This window comes from Gordonia sp. NPDC003425 (assembly GCF_053588635.1).
Genome location: NZ_JBSFQI010000005.1, coordinates 186,824 through 205,410, shown reverse-complemented (window position 1 = coordinate 205,410; position 18,587 = coordinate 186,824). Strand labels below are relative to the sequence as shown.

At 67.6% G+C, this 18,587-nt stretch carries 16 protein-coding genes; 13 read left to right on the top strand and 3 right to left on the bottom strand.

Annotated features, from left to right (window positions below; translation table 11 throughout):
• The first annotated feature begins 85 nt into the window (after positions 1-85).
• From ACWDTD_RS08615 to mmsB, 3 genes are read left to right on the top strand one after another with little or no spacing between them, the layout of a single operon-like run.
• A complete protein-coding gene (locus ACWDTD_RS08615) occupies positions 86-1,624 on the top strand; it encodes a CoA-acylating methylmalonate-semialdehyde dehydrogenase (RefSeq protein WP_449746679.1) in 1,539 nt (512 codons plus the stop codon).
• Positions 1,625-1,631: 7 nt separating this feature from the next.
• Positions 1,632-2,795, top strand: coding sequence for an acyl-CoA dehydrogenase family protein (locus tag ACWDTD_RS08610; protein WP_449746678.1), 1,164 nt, complete (start codon positions 1,632-1,634; stop codon positions 2,793-2,795).
• Positions 2,796-2,830: 35 nt separating this feature from the next.
• Entirely contained in the window at positions 2,831-3,700 is an 870-nt protein-coding gene (mmsB, locus tag ACWDTD_RS08605; protein ID WP_449746677.1) for a 3-hydroxyisobutyrate dehydrogenase, read from the top strand.
• Between the two features lie 76 nt (positions 3,701-3,776).
• On the opposite strand, the gene ACWDTD_RS08600 is transcribed toward mmsB, so the two are convergent.
• A complete protein-coding gene (locus ACWDTD_RS08600; RefSeq protein WP_449746676.1) occupies positions 3,777-4,280 on the bottom strand; it encodes a MarR family transcriptional regulator in 504 nt (167 codons plus the stop codon).
• A gap of 79 nt (positions 4,281-4,359) precedes the next feature.
• Positions 4,360-5,013, bottom strand: coding sequence for a TetR/AcrR family transcriptional regulator (locus ACWDTD_RS08595; RefSeq protein WP_449746675.1), 654 nt, complete (start codon positions 5,011-5,013; stop codon positions 4,360-4,362).
• Between the two features lie 236 nt (positions 5,014-5,249).
• On the opposite strand from ACWDTD_RS08595, the gene ACWDTD_RS08590 reads away from it, so the two are divergent.
• The 6 genes from ACWDTD_RS08590 (at position 5,250) to ACWDTD_RS08565 (ending at position 13,881) form a co-directional block, all read left to right on the top strand.
• Positions 5,250-6,797, top strand: coding sequence for an amino acid permease (locus ACWDTD_RS08590; protein ID WP_449746674.1), 1,548 nt, complete (start codon positions 5,250-5,252; stop codon positions 6,795-6,797).
• Between the two features lie 54 nt (positions 6,798-6,851).
• Positions 6,852-7,724 (top strand): urea amidolyase associated protein UAAP1, encoded by an 873-nt coding sequence (locus tag ACWDTD_RS08585; protein ID WP_449746673.1) that lies wholly within the window; start codon positions 6,852-6,854, stop codon positions 7,722-7,724.
• Positions 7,725-7,735: 11 nt separating this feature from the next.
• Positions 7,736-8,452 carry an urea amidolyase associated protein UAAP2 gene (locus ACWDTD_RS08580; RefSeq protein WP_449746672.1) on the top strand — a complete coding sequence of 239 codons (717 nt, stop codon included), beginning with the start codon at positions 7,736-7,738 and terminating at the stop codon, positions 8,450-8,452.
• A gap of 13 nt (positions 8,453-8,465) precedes the next feature.
• Positions 8,466-10,487: a 5-oxoprolinase/urea amidolyase family protein gene (locus tag ACWDTD_RS08575; protein ID WP_449746671.1), complete on the top strand. Its 2,022-nt coding sequence runs from the start codon at positions 8,466-8,468 to the stop codon at positions 10,485-10,487.
• A complete protein-coding gene (gene atzF / locus ACWDTD_RS08570) occupies positions 10,484-12,169 on the top strand; it encodes an allophanate hydrolase (protein ID WP_449746670.1) in 1,686 nt (561 codons plus the stop codon). Before ACWDTD_RS08575 ends, atzF begins: the two co-directional genes overlap by 4 nt.
• A gap of 119 nt (positions 12,170-12,288) precedes the next feature.
• Positions 12,289-13,881 carry a hypothetical protein gene (locus ACWDTD_RS08565; protein WP_449746669.1) on the top strand — a complete coding sequence of 531 codons (1,593 nt, stop codon included), beginning with the start codon at positions 12,289-12,291 and terminating at the stop codon, positions 13,879-13,881.
• Here ACWDTD_RS08565 and ACWDTD_RS08560 read toward each other — a convergent pair.
• Entirely contained in the window at positions 13,771-15,660 is a 1,890-nt protein-coding gene (locus ACWDTD_RS08560; protein ID WP_449746668.1) for a DUF222 domain-containing protein, read from the bottom strand. The two genes, ACWDTD_RS08565 and ACWDTD_RS08560, sit on opposite strands and share 111 nt — an antisense overlap.
• Before the next feature lie 152 nt (positions 15,661-15,812).
• Between ACWDTD_RS08560 and ACWDTD_RS08555 the strand changes: the two genes are divergently transcribed.
• The 4 genes from ACWDTD_RS08555 (at position 15,813) to ACWDTD_RS08540 (ending at position 18,570) form a co-directional block, all read left to right on the top strand.
• On the top strand, positions 15,813-16,007 hold the full coding sequence (locus tag ACWDTD_RS08555; RefSeq protein WP_449746667.1) for a hypothetical protein: 195 nt from the start codon (positions 15,813-15,815) through the stop codon (positions 16,005-16,007).
• 70 nt (positions 16,008-16,077) lie between these two features.
• Positions 16,078-16,977: a DUF3558 family protein gene (locus ACWDTD_RS08550; RefSeq protein ID WP_449746666.1), complete on the top strand. Its 900-nt coding sequence runs from the start codon at positions 16,078-16,080 to the stop codon at positions 16,975-16,977.
• Complete coding sequence (locus ACWDTD_RS08545) at positions 16,974-17,552, top strand: DUF3558 domain-containing protein (RefSeq protein ID WP_449746665.1); 579 nt, start codon at positions 16,974-16,976, stop codon at positions 17,550-17,552. The genes ACWDTD_RS08550 and ACWDTD_RS08545 overlap by 4 nt, the downstream gene beginning before the upstream one ends.
• 46 nt (positions 17,553-17,598) lie before the next feature.
• Positions 17,599-18,570: an SMP-30/gluconolactonase/LRE family protein gene (locus ACWDTD_RS08540; protein ID WP_449746664.1), complete on the top strand. Its 972-nt coding sequence runs from the start codon at positions 17,599-17,601 to the stop codon at positions 18,568-18,570.
• Positions 18,571-18,587: the final 17 nt, after the last annotated feature.

Genomic DNA, 18,587 nt, shown 5'->3' with positions numbered 1-18,587 from the left:
CGAGAGGGGACCGTTTACAGATTTACTTGGATATCCTAGTATTTGACATGATTCGACGTCCAACCCCTGAAACAGGTGATCACCGGTGACCGCAGTTCCCGCTTCCGTTCCGTCCATTCCGCACTACCTCGACGGCGCGCGGGTGCCGGCCACCGATGGCCGGTTCGCCGATGTGTTCAATCCGAGCACCGGTGCCGTCGCGGCGACGGTCCCGCTGGCGAGCACTGCCGAAGTCGCTGACGCTGTGTCGACCGCGGTGCGCGCGCAGCGGGAGTGGGCCGCATGGAATCCGCAGCGGCGGGCGCGTGTCCTGATGCGCTTCGTCGACCTGGTCAACCAGAATGCCGACGAGATCGCCACCACCCTCTCCCTCGAACACGGCAAGACCCACGCCGATGCCCTCGGCGACATCCAGCGCGGCATCGAGGTGATCGAATTCGCCATCGGCATACCGCATCTGATCAAGGGTGAGTTCACCGAGGGCGCCGGCTCCGGTATCGACGTGCACTCCATCCGGCAACCACTCGGTGTGGTGGCCGGCATCACGCCGTTCAACTTCCCGGCGATGATCCCCCTGTGGAAGGCCGGTCCGGCATTGGCCTGCGGCAACGCCTTCATCCTCAAACCCAGCGAACGAGATCCGTCGGTGCCGGTCCGTCTCGCCGAATTGTTCACGCAGGCAGGGCTTCCCGACGGCGTGTTCCAGGTGGTGCACGGCGACAAGGAAGCCGTCGACGCCCTGCTCGCCCATCGCGACGTCAAGGCGCTCGGCTTTGTCGGAAGCTCCGACATCGCGCAGTACATCTACTCCACCGCGGCCGCCAACGGAAAGCGCTCACAGTGCTTCGGTGGCGCGAAGAACCACATGATCATCCTGCCCGACGCCGACCTCGATCAGGCCGCCGACGCGTTGATCGGTGCAGGGTACGGGAGCGCGGGCGAACGGTGCATGGCGATCAGCGTCGCCGTGCCGGTGGGCGAGCAGACGGCGGAACGCCTGCGTGCCAAGCTCATCGACAAGGTCAACGGTCTGCGGGTGGGCCACAGTCTCGATCCGAAGGCCGACTACGGCCCCCTGGTCACCGCCGCCGCCCTCGAACGCGTCAAGGGCTACATCGGCAAGGGCGTCGACGAGGGCGCCGAACTCGTCATCGATGGCCGTGAACGCGGCAGCGACGAACAGGCCTACGGGGATGACGACCTGTCCAACGGCTTCTACGTCGGGCCCACCCTGTTTGATCACGTCACCAAGGACATGTCCATCTACACCGACGAGATCTTCGGCCCGGTCCTCTCGATCGTCCGCGCCCACGACTACGAGGAGGCGCTGGCGCTGGCGTCGGATCACCAGTACGGCAACGGCGTGGCGATCTTCACCCAGGACGGCGACGCCGCCCGCGACTTCACCGCCCGCGTCGACGTCGGCATGGTGGGTGTCAACGTGCCGATCCCGGTTCCGGTGGCCTACTACACCTTCGGCGGCTGGAAGCGGTCGGGCTTCGGTGACCTCAACCAGCACGGACCGAGTTCGATCCAGTTCTACACCAAGACCAAGACGGTCACCTCGCGGTGGCCGTCGGGCATCAAGGACGGCGCCGAGTTCGTGATTCCGACCATGGAATGAGGAGGGTATGACAACCTTCGCCGACACCCGCCTCGACTCCGACGAACGCGTCATCGTCGAGACCGCATCCGATTTCGCCGCCAAACGTCTTGCCCCTCACGCGCTCGCGTGGGATGCCGAGAATCACTTCCCGGTCGCCGAGTTGCGCGAGGCCGCGCAACTCGGCATGGGGGCCATCTACTGTTCCGAGGATGTCGGCGGTAGTGGCCTGCGCAGGCTGGACGGGGTGCGCATCTTCGAGCAGCTCGCCTACGCCGACCCGGCGGTGGCCGCGTTCCTGTCCATCCACAACATGTGCACCTGGATGGTCGACGCCTACGGCACCGACGAACAACGCGCACAGTGGGTTCCGCGGTTGGCCGACATGACCACGGTGGCCAGCTACTGCCTCACCGAGCCCGGTGCCGGGTCGGATGCGGCGGCGCTGGCGACCCGGGCCGAGCGGGTCGGTGACGACTACGTCCTCACCGGGGTGAAGCAGTTCATCTCCGGGGCCGGCTCGTCGGATCTGTATGTGATCATGGCCCGCACCGGTGACTCCGGACCGAAGGGGATCTCCACCTTCCTCGTCGAAAAAGAGTCTGCGGGGCTGAGTTTCGGTGCGCAGGAGCACAAGATGGGTTGGCATGCCCAGCCCACCGCTCAGGTGATCCTCGATGAGGTGCGGGTGCCCGCGGCCAACCTGCTCGGCGGCACGGAGGGTATCGGGTTCGGTATCGCGATGAACGGCCTCAACGGTGGGCGGCTCAACATCGCGGCGTCGTCGCTCGGTGGTGCGCAGGCGGCCTTCGACAAGGCCGCCGAGTACGTCGCGTCACGAAAGGCGTTCGGGTCCAACCTCATCGACGAACCCACCATCCGGTTCACGCTCGCCGACATGGCGACGGCGCTACAGACCTCGCGGCTGATGCTCTGGCATGCGGCCGGAGCGCTCGATGCCGGGGCGTCCGACAAGGTGGAGCAGTGCGCGATGGCCAAGCGCTACGTGACCGACGCATGCTTTACCGTCGCCGACCAGGCGTTGCAATTGCACGGCGGCTACGGATACCTGACGGAGTACGGAATCGAGAAAATCGTCCGGGATCTGCGCGTACACCGCATCCTGGAAGGGACCAACGAGATCATGCGGGTCGTGGTGGGACGTTCCATCGCCGCGCGGCACGGCAACTGAATTCCTCGAGCAATCGACAAGGTGGAGATTCGACAATGACGACGATCGCTTTCCTCGGACTCGGCAACATGGGTGGCCCGATGGCCGCCAACCTGGTCAAGGCCGGGCACACCGTGCACGGATTCGATCCGGTACCCGAGGCGGTGAAGGCCGCGCAGGCCGCGGGAGTGGACACCTTCCCGAGCGCCGTGGAGGCGGTGGCCGTGGCCGAGGTGATCGTCACCATGCTGCCCAACGGGGGCGTGGTGAAACGCTGCTACGACGAGGTCCTGCCCGCGTCGGCCACCGGCGCGTTGTTCATCGACAGTTCGACGATCTCGGTGGCCGATGCGCGCGAGATCAACGCACGCGCGAGCGAACGCGGGTTCGCGCAACTCGATGCACCGGTCTCCGGCGGGGTGAAGGGTGCCACCGCGGGCACGCTGGCCTTCATGGTGGGTGGCACCGAAGAAGCGTTCCTGCACGCACGTTCGGCACTGGAACCCATGGCGGGCAAGATCATCCACTGCGGTGACAGCGGGGCCGGACAGGCCGCCAAGGTGTGCAACAACATGGTGCTGGCCGTGCAGCAGATCGCCGTCGGCGAGGCGTTCGTGCTCGCCGAGCGACTCGGCCTCTCCGATCAGGCGCTCTACGACGTCATCACCGGAGCCACCGGCAACTGCTGGGCCGTCGAAACCAACTGCCCGGTGCCCGGTCCGGTGCCGACCAGTCCGGCCAACAACGGGTTCCGGCCGGGATTCGCGGCCGCGTTGATGAACAAGGATCTCGGACTCGCGCTCGACGCGATCGCCGACACCGGGTCGCGGGCCCCGCTGGGCACGCATGCGGCGCAGCTGTACAGCTCATTCGCCGGACGCCACGGCGACCTCGATTTCAGCGCCATCATCGACGACCTGCGCTGACGTCCGCCATCACGATGCGTTGTGCGTCGCAATCCGACGCAAAGCGCATACAGATCGGCCGCGCGTCGGCGGTGCCTCAGAAGTCGCCCGCGGCGTGCCGCAATGAGTGGATGGCGTCGACGAGCCCGGTGATCTCGGCCTCACTCATGCCGACGTCGGCGAACACTTCACGGTTGAGGGTGGTGGTGGCGTCCTCGACGGTCGACCGGCCGAGTTCGGTGATCTCCACCAGGGTGGTCCGTCCGTCGGTGGGATGGGGGAGCCGGCGCACGAGGGCGGCCTCCTCGAGACGACGGATGGCGTGCGTGACGCTGGTGACGTGCACCTGCAGCCGGTCGCTGGCCTTGGTGATCGGCAGTGCACCCGAGCGTGAAAAGGCCAGCAGTCGAAGCAGTTCGAATCGCGAGAAGGTGAGATCGTAGGGCCGCAGCGCGGATTCGACGCGGGCGAGGAGGATCTGGTGCGCGCGCATCACCGAGGTCACCGCGACCATGCCGTCGGCCACGGCGCCCCAGCCCGCGTCGGTCCAGTTGACCTTGGCCTCGGCGATGGGGTCGAAGCTCATGTTGCGGCCTGCCATGGGGTCAGCGTAGCCGACGGCACCAGCACCGCTGAGCGTGACGCCTGTGACGGCGCGAGATGGCAGTGGTGCTGCGTGATCAGTCGTTGGGCTTGTGCTGCAGCAGCATTCGGATCGCACCGGTGATGGTGTCCACGAGACCGGTCGCGGTGTGCGTACCGAGTTCACCGCGCTGTTCGTCGGCGCGCAGCATGATCACCGACTCGACGAGGCGGAAAGGCAGGAGGCTGCGGGTGTCGGCGGGGTCGCCGAGCACCTCGGTGGCCATCGTCTCGTAGGCGTGGGCCAGTTCCTGACGGGCATCGCGGAACTCGCGATAGCGGTCGTCGCCCACCTCGGGCAGCAGATACAGCGCCCCGAGATTCCAGCGTGACTCTGCGAGCTGGGTGACGTCGAACCGGGCCAGATCCAGCAAGCGCTCCAGTGCGGGGCCATCGTCGGCCGACAACTCGCGCGCGCGTTCGAGCGACGCGGCGACGGTGGTGTCGAGGAGCGCGGCGAGGATGTCGTCCTTGTTCTTGAAGTAGTGATACATCGACGCCTGGCGGATACCGACCGCCTCGGCGATCATCCGCGTCGACGTGCCGGTGTAGCCGTGACGGGTGAACAATTCGGCTGCCGCGTCGAGGATCTCCTCGCGCCCGGTGGCGCCGCGGCGTCGTTGCTCGACGAGCCGGGGACGTCCCGGGCCCGGTCCGGCCGCTGCTCCGCTCGCCGACCTACCTGCTGACATTGCGCGCTCTCTCCGATGTGCCCGCCACCGTGCAGGTGACAGATTCGCGACGCCGAGTGTAGTCCACCGGGAGAGAGCAACGAGGGCTCCGCGTAACACGGCCGTTGCACGAGTTTCCCTGTTCGCAACAAAACTGTCATGTGATAGAAAATACCGCGGGTTTATCTATCAACTGACAGTTACAACTGCTCGACGGGGAGCACTCACCGCAGCATTCACCTCAAAGGACGGAACCGATGACCTCCACCGCATCCACACCACCCGTATCGTCACCGGGCATGGAATCCGACGCCGACTCGCTGGCCGCGCTGGGTTACAAGCAGGAACTGCACCGCGGCATCGGCGGTTATGCCGCCTTCGCCTCCGGATTCTCCTTCGTCTCGATCCTGACCACCGTGTTCGCCCTGTTCGCACTGGGCTTCGGTCTCGGCGGACCGGCGTTCTTCTGGACCTGGCCGATCGTCTTCGTGTGCCAGTTCTGCGTGTGCCTGGTGTTCGCCGAACTCTCCGGCAAGTTCCCGGTGGCCGGTGCGGTCTACCAGTGGTCGCGCCGCCTCGCCGGTGACGGTGTGGGCTGGTTCGCCGGCTGGTTCATGCTGGTCGGCTACATCGTGAGCGTCTCCGCCCTGGCGATCGCGATGCAGAGCGTGCTGCCCGAGATCTGGTCGGGCTTCCAGATCGTCGGCGACGACACCAGCCTCACGTCGGTATCCGGTGCCACCAACGCGATCATCCTCGGCACGGTCACCATTGTGGCCTGCACCGTCATCAGCGCGGTCGGCGTGAGCTTCATGGGCAAGATCACCGTCACCGGTGTGACCATCGAGATCATCGGCGTGATCGCGCTGGTGGTCGCCATGTTCGTCAAGGCGCAGCGGTCACCGGCCGCGGCCATCGCCAACACCGGCGAGCACGGGCACGGTTTCGGTTATCTGCCCGCATTCCTGGCCTCGATGCTGATGGCGTGCTACGTGATGTACGGATTCGACAGTGCCGCAGAGCTGTCCGAGGAGACGCGGGACCCGCGACGGACCGCGCCGAAGGCGATCGTCAACGCGTTGCTGGTCTCGTTCGTCGGTGGTGGCCTGATGATCATCGGTGCCCTGATGGCGGCACCGTCGCTGGGTGCCCCGGAACTCTCCGCGCAGGGGATCTCGTGGGTGATCACCTCGCAGCTGAACACATGGCTCGGCAAGGCGCTGCTGATCATCGTCGCCGTCGCCATCTTCTCCGCCACCCTGGCGATCCAGGCCTCGGCGTCGCGCGTCATGTTCTCGATGGCCCGCGACAATCGGCTCCCGTTCGGATCGTTTCTGGCCAAGGTGAATCCGCGGACGGGCACACCCGTGATCACCGGTGCCGTGGTCTCCGCGCTGGCCATCCTGGTGCTGCTGGTCAACCTGGGGCAGGCCGGTGTCTTCGCCGCGATCACCAGCGTGTCGGTGGTGATCGTCTACCTCGCGTACCTCATGGTCACCGTGCCCGCACTGCTCCACCGCCTGCGCGGCACCGACCTCAGCCACGGCAAGCCCGTCTTCGGACTCGGCAAGTGGGGAATCCCGGTGAACCTGATCGCCGTGGTGATGGGTGCGGCGCTGATGGTCAACATCGCCTGGCCGCGAGCCGAGGTGTACGACCCGGACGGTGGCAACTGGGTGCTGCAGTACTTCGCCATCCTCTTCGTGATCGGCACCCTCGTCGTGGGATACGTCGCCTACCGCATGGTCAAGGGACTTCCGGGGGCGCCCGAACCCGAGGACGCGCTGGTACGGCGTGCGTCGTAGCGCCCGAATGTCCCGACCGCCACTGCTCGATCACGTCAATCAAAGGAGGTCGACATGACCGTCTCTTCTGACCCCACCATCGCTTCTGACTCCCTCACCACCGGGTCCACCGCGGGTGCCCGCGCGCACGCGCGGTCGCAGGCGGGCACCATCACCGATTCGATGCCGGTGGTGCCCGCCTCGGCGTGGCCCGATCCGCCGGCCGGCGTGGCCGCCGCCGACCTCACCTGGGCCGAAACCGTTCCGGGTGGCCGCTACACCAGCAAGGTGCTCGCCCGAGGTACCCGAATCCGATTGCGCGACATCACCGGTTCGGCCTGCGCCCATCTGCTGCTCTGGCGCGCCGACGCGCCGTGGGAACGACTCAATGTCGCCGACACCGTCAAGGTGCCCTGGCAGGCGTACCTGGGGACCGGGCACCCGCTGCTCAGCGATCAGGGCCGGGTGCTGGCCACCATCGTTGCCGACGAATCGGCCCATCACGATGCCCTGTGCGGCACCAGTACGCTGGCCGGCAACACCGCGAAATACGGCGACGGGCACCTCCCTTCGTCCAGTCCGGCGGGCCGGGAGATGTTCCTGCTCGCGGCCGCCAAACATGGTCTCACCGCAACCGATGTGGCGCCCTCGCTGTCGTTCTTCCACGGCGTGGTGGTGGAAGCCGACGGCACGCTGACCTCCAAAGGGTCTGCCGGGCTGGACAAGTCGGTTGATCTCATCCTGCACCTGCCGTGCGTGGTCGCGGTGGTGAACACGGCCCATCCGCTCGACCCGTCACCCACCTTCGACACCGGTCCGCTGGAACTGCTCGCATGGAAGGCGCCCGCGGATCTCACCGACCTGCTCGACACCGTCGACTCAACAGAGCCCGAATACCAACGCGCCGTGGCCAATTCCGAAGACGTATGGCACGCGGCGAATTTCTGAGGACCAGCACCATGACAACCACCACACGGACAACCACCACACGGACAACCACCACACGGACAACCACCACAAGTCCCTATTCCGAACTGCCCGCCGCCGAACTGGCCCTGGTGAACGGCGCCGTGATTCTCGACACCGAGATCGGCGACCGCGCACCATGGTCGGGTGTGGTCGCCCGCGGTGACGTGCTCACCATCGTCGACCTGTACGGAAACCAGGCCGTCGACACGCTGTTCTTCGGTGCGCACGACCACACCATCCGCTACTCGGCGCAGGCCACCATCGCCGCTCAGGGGAACATCTTCCTCACCACGGGATCGGTGATCCGCGACCAGGAATCGACGCCGATGATGACCATCGTCGCCGACGAGGTGGGCAACCACGACACCGTGGGCGGTGCCTGTTCGCAGGAGTCGAACACGCTGCGCTACGGCCATCACACCAAGCATCAGCATGCGTGCGTCGAGAACTTCCTCATCGGCGGCGCACCCCACGGCCTCGGCAAGGCCGACATGGTGGGCAACGTCAACTTCTTCATGAACGTTCCGGTCGATCCCGACGGCTCGCTCGGGATCGTCGACGGACTGTCGGCGCCCGGGAAGCGACTCGCGTTGCGCGCCGACGCCGATACCCTGGTACTGATCTCGAACTGCCCACAGATCAACAATCCCTGTAACGGGTTCGATCCCACGGCGGTCCGCGTGATCGTCACCCGACCGGACAGATGAGGAGACCGGACTGATGACACCGATCAGTGTGCTCCGCGCCGGACCGCTCACCACCGTGCAGGACTGGCCCGGGCGGCTCGGCTACTGGAAGGTGGGGGTGCCCCCGTCGGGTCCGATGGACGACCTCTCCTTCCGGTTGGCCAATTCCGCTGTGGGCAACCCGGATTCGGCGGCGGGACTCGAGGCCACCATGATCGGGCCGTCGCTGCGGTTCGCCGACGCGGCCGTGGTGGCCGTCACCGGTGCCACAGCCCCGGTGACCATCGCCGGAAGGCCGGTGGCACAGTGGGTTCCGCTCCGGGTCGAACCAGGTGAGGTGCTCGATGTGGGTGCGGTCGGTGGCGTCGGCATGCGCGTCTACATCGCCGTCGCCGGTGGACTCGACGGGGAGGACTATCTCGGTTCTCGCGCGACCTTCACGATGGGCCGCTTCGGCGGCAAGGACGGACGTGTGCTGAGCGACGGCGACACCCTCGACACCCTTGACCTGCCGTGCGGGCCGTCGGTGCGGGTGCTCACCGAGGAACACCCGGCGATGACCAACACCTGGCACATCGGGGTGACGGTGGGCCCGCACAGCGCACCGGAATTCTTCACCCCCGACGACATCGACGACCTGATGTCCACCGCGTACGAGGTGCACTTCAATTCCGACCGCACCGGTGTCCGGCTCATCGGACCCAAGCCCCGATGGGCGCGGACCGACGGCGGGGAGGCCGGACTGCACCCGTCGAACATCCACGACAACGCCTACTCGGTGGGTGCCTTGGACTTCACCGGCGACACCCCGATCCTGCTGGGGCCCGACGGTCCGAGCCTCGGCGGTTTCGTGTGCCCGGTGACCGTGGTGTCGGCCGAACGCTGGAAACTCGGGCAGCTCAAGCCCGGCGACACCGTTCGGTTCGTCGCGGTGCGCGGTTCCGACGTCGCGTCGGCACGTGGTTTCGGTCCGGGCAGGCGCGCGGGCATCGTCGAGGTGCTCTCCACCGGCGGCGACCCCGACAACGGGATCCTGGGCCGCACCGCCACCGCGGACGGCTCCACCGAGGTCACCTACCGCCGCAGCGGCGACGACAACATCCTCGTCGAGTACGGGGACATGCGCCTGGACCTCGCGTTGCGGGCGCGGGTGCACGCGTTGGCCGAACACATCTCGGCGCAGCGGCCCGCCGGTCTGATCGATCTGACCCCCGGCATCCGTTCGCTGCAGGTCAAGGCGGATCCCGACATGTGGTCGCAGCGGTCGATGCTCGACTGGCTGATCGAATGTGAGAGCCAGTTGCCCTCCGTGTCGGAGTTGGTGGTGCCCAGCCGGCGGGTGGAACTCCCACTGTCGTGGGACGATCCGGCCACCCGCGAGGCGATCGAACGGTACATGCTCGGCGTGCGGTCCGATGCACCGTGGTGCCCGTGGAACATCGAGTTCATCCGGCGGATGAACGGACTCGACTCGGTCGACGACGTCCACCGGATCGTGTTCGACGCCGACTACCTCGTGTTGGGTCTGGGTGATGTGTATCTCGGTGCGCCGGTGGCGGTTCCACTCGATCCGCGGCACCGGCTGGTGACCACGAAGTACAACCCGGCGCGCACCTGGACACCGGAGAACGCGGTGGGAATCGGGGGTGCCTACCTGTGCGTGTACGGAATGGAGGGCCCCGGCGGCTACCAGTTCGTCGGGCGCACCACCCAGGTGTGGAATCACCGTCACCCGCTGCCCGCACCCGGCTTTGATCCCGAGCATCCCTGGTTGCTGCGCTTCTTCGACCGCATCCACTGGTATCCGGTGAGTGCCGAGGAGTTGCTGGATCTGCGCGCCGATGTGGCTGCCGGACGCGGTGATTCGGTCCGCATCACCGACGGCAGCTTCTCGCTCGCCGAGCACGAACGGTTCCTCGCCGACAACGCCGGCGACATAGCGGCCACCCGCGCGACGATGGAGATGGCCCGCGACGAGGAACGCGCGCGTTGGTCGGCAGGCGGCGAATTCGCGCGGCCGGCGGGCGGTCGGGACGACGAGGGGAGAGTGGCATGAGCCGGATCGCGGAGATCTACCGCCGGATCGATCTCGCCGACCGGCCGGAGGTGTTCATCACCCTGCGGCCGCAAGCCGACGTCGCCGCCGACCACGCCGCGTCGGTGGCCGCGGGCGGAGAGTTGGCCGGAGTCGTCGTCGCGGTCAAGGACAACATCGACGTCGCCGGTCTGCCCACCACGGCGGCATGTCCCGGCTATGCCTACGTGCCCGAGGCGGACGCGCCATGTGTGGCGGCGTTGCGGTCGGCGGGTGCGGTGATCATCGGGAAGACCAACCTCGACCAGTTCGCCACCGGACTGGTCGGGACCCGCAGTCCCTATGGCGCGGTGCGTGATTCACGTCGTCCCGATCGGATATCGGGCGGATCCAGTTCGGGGTCCGCGGTCGCGGTGGCGCTCGGTTTCGCCGACATCTCCATCGGCACCGACACCGCCGGATCGGGTCGGGTGCCGGCGGGACTGCAGGGCATCGTCGGGATCAAGCCCACCGTGGGCGCCGTCTCGACCGCGGGTGTGGTCCCCGCGTGCGCCGACTACGACACCGTGACCGTCTTCGCATCGACTGTGGTGGAAGCGAATTCGGCCATGCGGGTGATGGCCGTCGCCGCCGGTCCGCGCCCCTTCGGTACGTCGGCGCTGCTCGCAGCGCCCGAGCAGCCCACCATCGCGGTTCCGGCCGAGCTGCCGAGACTCGACGACCGGTGGCGCGCGGCGTTCGCGGAGGCGGTGGGCGCGGCCGAGGCCGCGGGCATGAGGGTCAAGTCGATCGACCTGTCGGCGTTCCTGGCCGCCGCCAAACTGTTGTACGAAGATGCGCTGGTGGCGCAACGATTCGACGCCGTCGGCGATTTCATCGCCGGCACTGATCCGTCGGTCTCCGGGATCGATCCGGTGGTGAGGTCGATCATTCTGGGCGCGAACAGGTTCGGGGCCGTCGACCTGTTGCGGGCGCATCGGAAACTGGCCGATCTGCGGGAGGAGGCGATGGCGCAACTCGGTGACGCGGATGCCCTGATGGTGCCTACCGCGCCGGCGCATCCGACTCTCGCCGAGGTTGCCGCCGACCCGGTCGGCGTGAACAGCATGATGGGGACCTACACCAATTTCTGCAATCTGTTCGACCTGTGCGCGTTGGCGATCCCGGCCGGTCAGGTGGTGGAGAGTGACGGCAGCACAGCGCAATTCGGTGTCACGCTGTTGGCCAGGCGACACCACGATGCGGTGCTTGTCGACCTTGCTCGCAGGTTCGGCGATCGGGACGGCATGGAGGGGGAGCAGGAGTTCTCGCGGTCGCAGCCCGCGTGGCCGGAATCTGTCGCCGAGTCGGTAGAGCTTGCGGTGTTCGGGGCCCACATGCGGGGCGGTCCGCTCACCCACGAGCTGAGCGGACGGGGCGCGCGGTGGTCGGGCGAGATCATCACGGCACCGTCGTACCGTCTGGTCGCGCTGGCCACCACACCTGCCAAGCCCGGGCTGATTCGCGACCCGGTGGCGGGACGATCGATTCGCGGTGAGATCTGGCGGCTGTCGCCGACCGCGCTGGGCGAGTTCCTGGCGGCCCTACCTGCGCCGATGTCTCTCGGCCAGATCGAACTCGACGACGGCCGCTGGGTCGTCGGTTTCGGATGTGCCGCAGATGCCGCGGAGGCCGGGGAACAGCTGGATCGGGATCGATGGTGAACTGGGTCGGTCGACCTATTTGACCTGCGGATATACAGATTCTCCGAAACGGCGGCGGATGTCGGGTTTGCGATGCTTAACTGTTGCGGCTTCAGTCAGCAGGCACAGGGGAGGAACACATGGCGCAGCCGTCGCACAGCGGAGTCCGTCGGGCCGAAAAGCAGAGTCGACGCAGGAAACGACGGGCGGCCCGCGCGGCCGCTGGCGTGGTGGCACTCTCGGCCGTTGCTGCGGTGGGGTTGGGGCAATCGATGGGGCAGGGGCAGGCGCAGGCCGCCGGGGTCTCCGACGTCGTCAATGCGATCGTCACCGGGGCCGGTGCTGTCGCGGGCGTCTGGAAGATCGATCTGTGCGGCGCGCCGTCGACGGTGGGCAACGCCGATTGCAGTGGCGCATCGAATATCGGCATCGCGATCGTTCTGCCTGACGAGGTGGCGGTGATCCCGAGCAACAGCAACGTTTCGCACGGATCGGCGAAAGTCATCGGTTCCGGATACGAGTTCGCGATGGCGGCACGCGAGGGGAACGCCACCGCGATCGCGTATCTTCCCGCAAGCCTCGCGACCGCCGGGGCATCGGACGGCAGGACCGCGTGGTCGTTCGCAGTGCTGGGAATGGCGAACGCCTGGACCACTGACGACATCAAGGTGACGGCCTGGAAGGGTGGTTCGAAATTGGGCGTCATCCCCGGCGTCAAGGCCGTCGGATGCTACGGCGGGGTCACCGCGGCCTACGCGGAAGGTGTGGGCGCCTGCGCAAATGTGCTGGGCACCTTCGACTTCCGATATCAGGAACTCGACCAGAACAAGGAGCCGCTCTCCATCAAGCAGGTTCAGTTCGCGTTGACCGATCCCACTGCGGTCCTCAGCGACCCGTCTGGCGTATTCACGACGGTGATCACCGACTTGCTCAATGGTGAAACCCCCACCCTCAGCAAAGACTTCATCCGACTCTCCCTCGGAGGCGATGCGAAGGACGCCTACGGGCTGCCGGTGTTGGTGAGTGTGACCAGCGACTACGGCCCGCAGCGCGAGATGGTGGTGCACTGGCTCGGGTCCTCGCTGACGCTGAACCCGAACACCGTGGTGAACGGGGAGACCAAGGCCAACCATGTGGGTATCCCGGTGATCCATCTCGGGGATCTCGACACCGCCGAACTGGTTCCATCGGTGTCGATTCCGCAGATCGACTACCCGTTCGGTATTCCGTCGATCGGACCGTACGAGACCTCGAGCGTGACCGGCACCCAGGTCGCGGCGCCGGCGGCGGCCCGCACGCTGATCGCGGAGACCACCGATCAACCCGGCGCGAGCGATCAGCCGACGGCTACAGAGAAGCCGACGATCACTGAGAAGCCGGCGACCACTGAGAAGCCTGCTGTCACAAGCCTTGTGGAGCCGACCCCCGGCACCGGGCCGTCCGACACCGCCGACGACTCTTCCGGCGGTGCGACGACACCCGGGACTCCCGGCGGTCAGTCTGTCGGTGGCGGGTATGTGGGCAAGCACCGTTCCCCGGAGTCATACTTCGGAAAGCACCGCGCGCCGCAGGCGCCGACGGTCACCGGTTCGGAATCCGACGGGGATTCGACCGACAAGGCTTCAACCGACAAGGCTTCGACCGACAAGGCTTCGACGGACAAGGGTTCGACCGGTAGCGACACCGGCACGACCACGAGTTCCGCCGGCACGGGATCGGGCAACGCCGACTGACATCGCCGACCGCGGCGTCCGCGCCGGATCAGAAGGGCGGCGGCGTGGGGTCGTCGAAGGCGGGTCGCGCCGAACCGGCCTGGTGGTGCGTCGTTTACGGTTTCGGCGGCGCTCGGCGCGACGGCGGGCGTGCTTCGCCGCGACCCGCGTGGTGAGTCCCGGTGGCGGGTCGACAACAGGTGATCGGGGCGGTCTGGGTGGGTCGCGGAATCGGTATCGGCGAAGTCCGGGGAAGAGATCTTCGAGGGTTTCGGCGGGTCCGGGCAGGATGAGGCCTTCGGGCGTGATGAATTCGACGACGAGGCGGCCGTCGTCGTCTCGGTATTGATCGTCGACCCAGTCGGTGAAGGTCTTGTGGTTGTGGTCGAAACGGCATTTGCTGTTGAGCCCGTCGGCCACGGTCGCGCCACCCTGGTCGGGATTGACATGGTCGTATTCGGCGACGTGATCGAGGTCGGCGTCGAATGCCGAACGGGGACAGGCCGGGTCGACGCAGGTGCCGTCGCGCAGGCGGACGAACTCGTCGAGGGCGGTCGACGGCCGGTACGGGTTCGACGGTTGCCCTGCGGGGAGTTCGACGGTTTCGGGTGCCGTCCCGCGCGGCACAATCCGGCGCTGCTGCGCCTCGGGACGGGCGGCGAGGTCGCGCACATGCTCGGGGGAGATGACGCCATGGCCGACGAGGTAGCCGGGGTTACCGGAATCACCACCGCTCGGCTCGGGTCCCGGCGGCGGGTCGGTCGGTCCGGCTGGGCCGCTGTCGGGTCTGGGGCCACTGTCGGGTCTGGGGCCACTGTCCGGTCTGGGGCCACCGTCCGGTCCGGAATCACTGTCCGGTCCGGGCGGCGTGGAAGGTCCGGGGGTATCACCCGCGCAACCGCCGCCGACGGTGGCTTCGTCGGCGATGACGTGGATGACGACGGTGGTGGCGGGAGTCCGGCCGCGGCCGGCGTCGGGACTGGGCGCGTCACATGCGTCGTCGCCGCAGTCGCAGCCGAATGCGGCGCCGGTGAGGAGCGTGAACATCGCATCGGAGAGGCGTTGCGGCAGGGTGCGTGAGTCGCGGGGGCAGACATGATCGGCAAGGGCGCGGACCGAGGCGGCGGCGACGGTGATGTGCTCGGCGGCCATGGTGGCCCCGATCTCGCCGGTGCCATCGTCGCGGTTGTGGGTCCACACGCCCCGGTCGTCGAGGGCGCGTTGGCGGCGTTTGCGCACGCCGTCGGGGTCGTGGCGAAAAACGACGCGATCGGCCATGTCCCGGACGAGTTGCCGTGACCAGCCGCTGTGCCGACGGCGGAGGGTGGCCGCGATCTCGGTGTCGATCACGGCCTGGGCGGAGCGGCCATCGACGAGATCGGTGCGCGAGAGGATGACACGCACCCATTCCGGAGTGATCACCCCGTCGCGCAAGGTGTCGGCGACCTGGGGAAGCCGCTCGAACAGAGCCGCCGCATCGTCGATCAGTCGTTCGGCAGCGCGTTGGGTGATGCCGCGGGTGCGGGAGAGGCGTTTGGCGAGGTCGGCGAATCCGTCCGCAAAGCCGTTGGCGCCCTTGCGGTGATCGATGAGGCGTCCGGCGAGGTCGGCCACCGACCGGTAGTCGCACCAGGTGAGGTACGCGTGGCCGCGGTCGAGTTCGCGCGTGCCGATCAACAGGTCGTTGACCGAGGCCGCGGCTGTGGCGGTGGGATCGATGCCGCCCAGGAACGCCGTGGCCAGCGCGGGCCACGGCGACGCCGTGTGCGGCAGCGGTTGGGGTACCACCGCGTCGACCATCCGCCATCACCGCCTTCCGTCGCGCGGTCACCCGCTGACCTTCTCATCGAACTCGTGTTCGATGAACATGTGATCACGTTACCTCCGGCCACCGACAAAGACGTGCGCGCAGAAGCATCGGCTCCTCGTCGGCGTTGGCTATTGTGGAGCGCATGGCGATTGATCCAGCCAAGAGCAAGGCGTTGTCGCAGGTCGTCCGCCAGCATCCGGGGATGAGCCTGGTGGCGGTGTCGCCCGGCATTGTCGTCTTTTTGCTCCTCGGCATCTTCACCAACTGGTTTTTGGCGGTGGTGGTGGGAGTGGTCGCGGTGGCCGGCGGCGTGTACCTGCTGACCCGGCAGAAGTAGGCGGGCATCACGTGCGAGGATCTGTCTCCGCCGCATCCTCCCTTCCTGCGGTCGTGAGCGTCCGGAACACATGAGCACACGGGTGGACAGCTGGATCTGGGCGATCCGCCTCACCAAGACACGGTCGGCGGCCGGCGACGCATGCCGCGGCGGCCACGTCCGGGTCAACGGGGCCACCGCCAAACCGGCGCAGAACGTCGTGGTGGGCGATGAGGTGCGGGTCCGACTCGCCGGCCGGGAACGAATCGTCGAAGTCACCCGGCTGATCAGCAAGCGGGTGTCCGCGCCCGCCGCCGCCCAGTGCTACATCGATCGCAGCCCGCCCCCGCCCGCCAAGGAGATCCTGGCCGGTCAGCCGCGTCGTGACCGCGGGGCCGGGCGGCCCACCAAACGTGAACGACGTGAACTCGACCGGCTGCGGATGCGCGACGGCGGGATGCTGATCGCGGTGGCCGCGGCGATCGTCGCCCTCGTGGCAGGGTGTTCGTCGGGGTCGGACAACAACGATCCCGCGACGCCGAAAGGCCCGACGGCTCCCGGCAAGGCGGGCGCCGGCCCGTTCTTCGGCGAGTGCGGGGGAGTGACCACCGAAGAGGTGAATCGGATCGCCAACATCGGCACACTCACCAACACCGTCAACAACCCGTCGGTGTGCGAATGGAGTGCCAGCGACGACCGCACCGGCCCGGTGGCATCCTTCAACTGGTACCGGGGGTCGCCGATCGGCCGTGAACGTGCCACCGAACAACTCTCGCGTGACTCCACCAAAGACATCGAGATCAAGGGGCACAAGGGGTTCATCGCATCCGACTCCGGAATCTGCGAGATCGGCATCGGGTTCGGTGCCGACTTCTTCGAGTGGTCGCTGAGCGCGGGCAGCGTCCCGCTCGGCCAGCAGCCGCCGAGCAGCGACGCGATCTGTGATTCGGCCAAGCAGCTGGCCCAGATGTCGATCGAGCGGTCGTCATGAGTCCCCGGCCGCGTGCGGTGTCCGTGAACAGCCGACTCCGCCTTTTCCTGGCAGTGCTGGTGTCGGCGCTTCTCGTCGCCGTGATGGCCGGCTGCACCGTCGACGGCCAGGCCGTCTCCTCCGAGCAGGCCAACGCCGAACAGCCCGGCAACGTCGACACCGATCAGTTCGACCGCCTCACCCTGGAATGCCAGGTGCTCTCGGCCGCCCAGATCGCGAAGGCCGTCGGTGGAACCAGCGCACGCGGAACGTTCAACGGCGCCATCTGCCGGTGGATCGTCGACGGCGCCGCCGCCGCGAACGTCACCTTCAACTGGTTCGAGTGGGGCGACTACAACGTCGAGAAGGAGACGGCCAAACGTCTCGGGTACACCACGGAGAACATCAAGATCGCGAGCCAGGCGGCCTTCACCCAACGCGACCCCAAACGCCCGGCCGTCTGCGGCGTCACCACGCGCGCGCCCAGTCGGGGCGTCTACACCTTCTGGGTGGAACCGGTCGGGGGGACCGCCGCGGCCGACCCCTGCGTGGCGCCGGAGAAACTGATGGAATTACTGCTCAACGGCGGTCAGTGACCGGCCGGCCCTGACACCGGCGCGGACTGCGAGACAGGAGAACGACGTGGGTCGTCGGCTGTGGAGCACGGTGATCCGGGCGGCAGGGGTCTGGGCGGCAGGGGTCACAGCAGCGGTGGTCACGGTGGTGATCACCTTCCTCGCGGCCACACCGGCGCAGGCGGCGCCACCGCCGACCCCGCAGTGCGCGGCCACCGTGACAACGCTGTTCGGCTCGCCCTCGCCGACCGCGTGGGCCGAGAACCTCACCTTCGACGCCGCCGGAAATCTGTGGACGTCGCGGTTGCTGGACAACACGGTGCAACGTCGAGACACCACAGGCCGGGTGACCGCAACCGTTCCGGTGACCGCACCCGGAGCGATACGTCCCGGCCCCGACGGGAAGCTCTACGTGAACTCGGGCAACCTGCCACTCAACGGGGCGCCGGGCGCACCCCGGACCGCAACGGTGATGCGGTTCGACCCGGCTGCGGCCCGGCCGGTGCCGCAGGTGTGGGCCCGCGGGCTCGGCGCACCGAACGGCCTGGCGTTCGACGCACACGGGTACGCCTACGTCACCGACGGTGCGCTCGGAGTGGTGAGGCTGCGCCCCGATGGGTCCATCGACGAGGAGTGGACCGCGGCATCGCCGCAGAACTTCGCGCCGACACGCACCGTCAACGGCACCGGCACCAACGGTGCGGTCGTCATCGGCGACACCCTCTACGTCACACTCACCGCAAGCGCCACCGGCCGCGTGCTCGCGGTCCCGCTCGACGCGCCGGCAAAGGCCCGGGCGGCCGTCGACCTGACCGCTCCACGGCCCGGGTTCCTCGACGATGTGGACGCACTGGGACCGCACACGTTGGCGGTCGGCACCGTCACCGGCCAGGTCTTCATCGTCGACCTGCAAACCGGCGAGCGATGCGTCGTCGATGTGGGCCGGCCGGTCACCGCTATCGCGCATCGGCCCGGGGAGTCCCAACGCCTCGTGGTGGCATCCGAGACGGGTGAACTGTTGGCCGTACGACTACGGTGAATGGGCAGCCGTGAACG

What these genes read in the sequence shown, in the direction of transcription:
- ACWDTD_RS08560 (WP_449746668.1), bottom strand. Translation starts at nt 15,660, where the DNA reads ATGGTCGACGCGGTGGTACCCCAACCGCTGCCGCACACGGCGTCGCCG.
- ACWDTD_RS08565 (WP_449746669.1), top strand. Translation starts at nt 12,289, where the DNA reads ATGGCGCAGCCGTCGCACAGCGGAGTCCGTCGGGCCGAAAAGCAGAGT.
- ACWDTD_RS08610 (WP_449746678.1), top strand. Translation starts at nt 1,632, where the DNA reads ATGACAACCTTCGCCGACACCCGCCTCGACTCCGACGAACGCGTCATC.
- ACWDTD_RS08585 (WP_449746673.1), top strand. Translation starts at nt 6,852, where the DNA reads ATGACCGTCTCTTCTGACCCCACCATCGCTTCTGACTCCCTCACCACC.
- ACWDTD_RS08575 (WP_449746671.1), top strand. Translation starts at nt 8,466, where the DNA reads ATGACACCGATCAGTGTGCTCCGCGCCGGACCGCTCACCACCGTGCAG.
- atzF (WP_449746670.1), top strand. Translation starts at nt 10,484, where the DNA reads ATGAGCCGGATCGCGGAGATCTACCGCCGGATCGATCTCGCCGACCGG.
- ACWDTD_RS08555 (WP_449746667.1), top strand. Translation starts at nt 15,813, where the DNA reads ATGGCGATTGATCCAGCCAAGAGCAAGGCGTTGTCGCAGGTCGTCCGC.
- ACWDTD_RS08550 (WP_449746666.1), top strand. Translation starts at nt 16,078, where the DNA reads ATGAGCACACGGGTGGACAGCTGGATCTGGGCGATCCGCCTCACCAAG.
- mmsB (WP_449746677.1), top strand. Translation starts at nt 2,831, where the DNA reads ATGACGACGATCGCTTTCCTCGGACTCGGCAACATGGGTGGCCCGATG.
- ACWDTD_RS08600 (WP_449746676.1), bottom strand. Translation starts at nt 4,280, where the DNA reads ATGGCAGGCCGCAACATGAGCTTCGACCCCATCGCCGAGGCCAAGGTC.
- ACWDTD_RS08595 (WP_449746675.1), bottom strand. Translation starts at nt 5,013, where the DNA reads ATGTCAGCAGGTAGGTCGGCGAGCGGAGCAGCGGCCGGACCGGGCCCG.
- ACWDTD_RS08580 (WP_449746672.1), top strand. Translation starts at nt 7,736, where the DNA reads ATGACAACCACCACACGGACAACCACCACACGGACAACCACCACACGG.
- ACWDTD_RS08590 (WP_449746674.1), top strand. Translation starts at nt 5,250, where the DNA reads ATGACCTCCACCGCATCCACACCACCCGTATCGTCACCGGGCATGGAA.
- ACWDTD_RS08545 (WP_449746665.1), top strand. Translation starts at nt 16,974, where the DNA reads ATGAGTCCCCGGCCGCGTGCGGTGTCCGTGAACAGCCGACTCCGCCTT.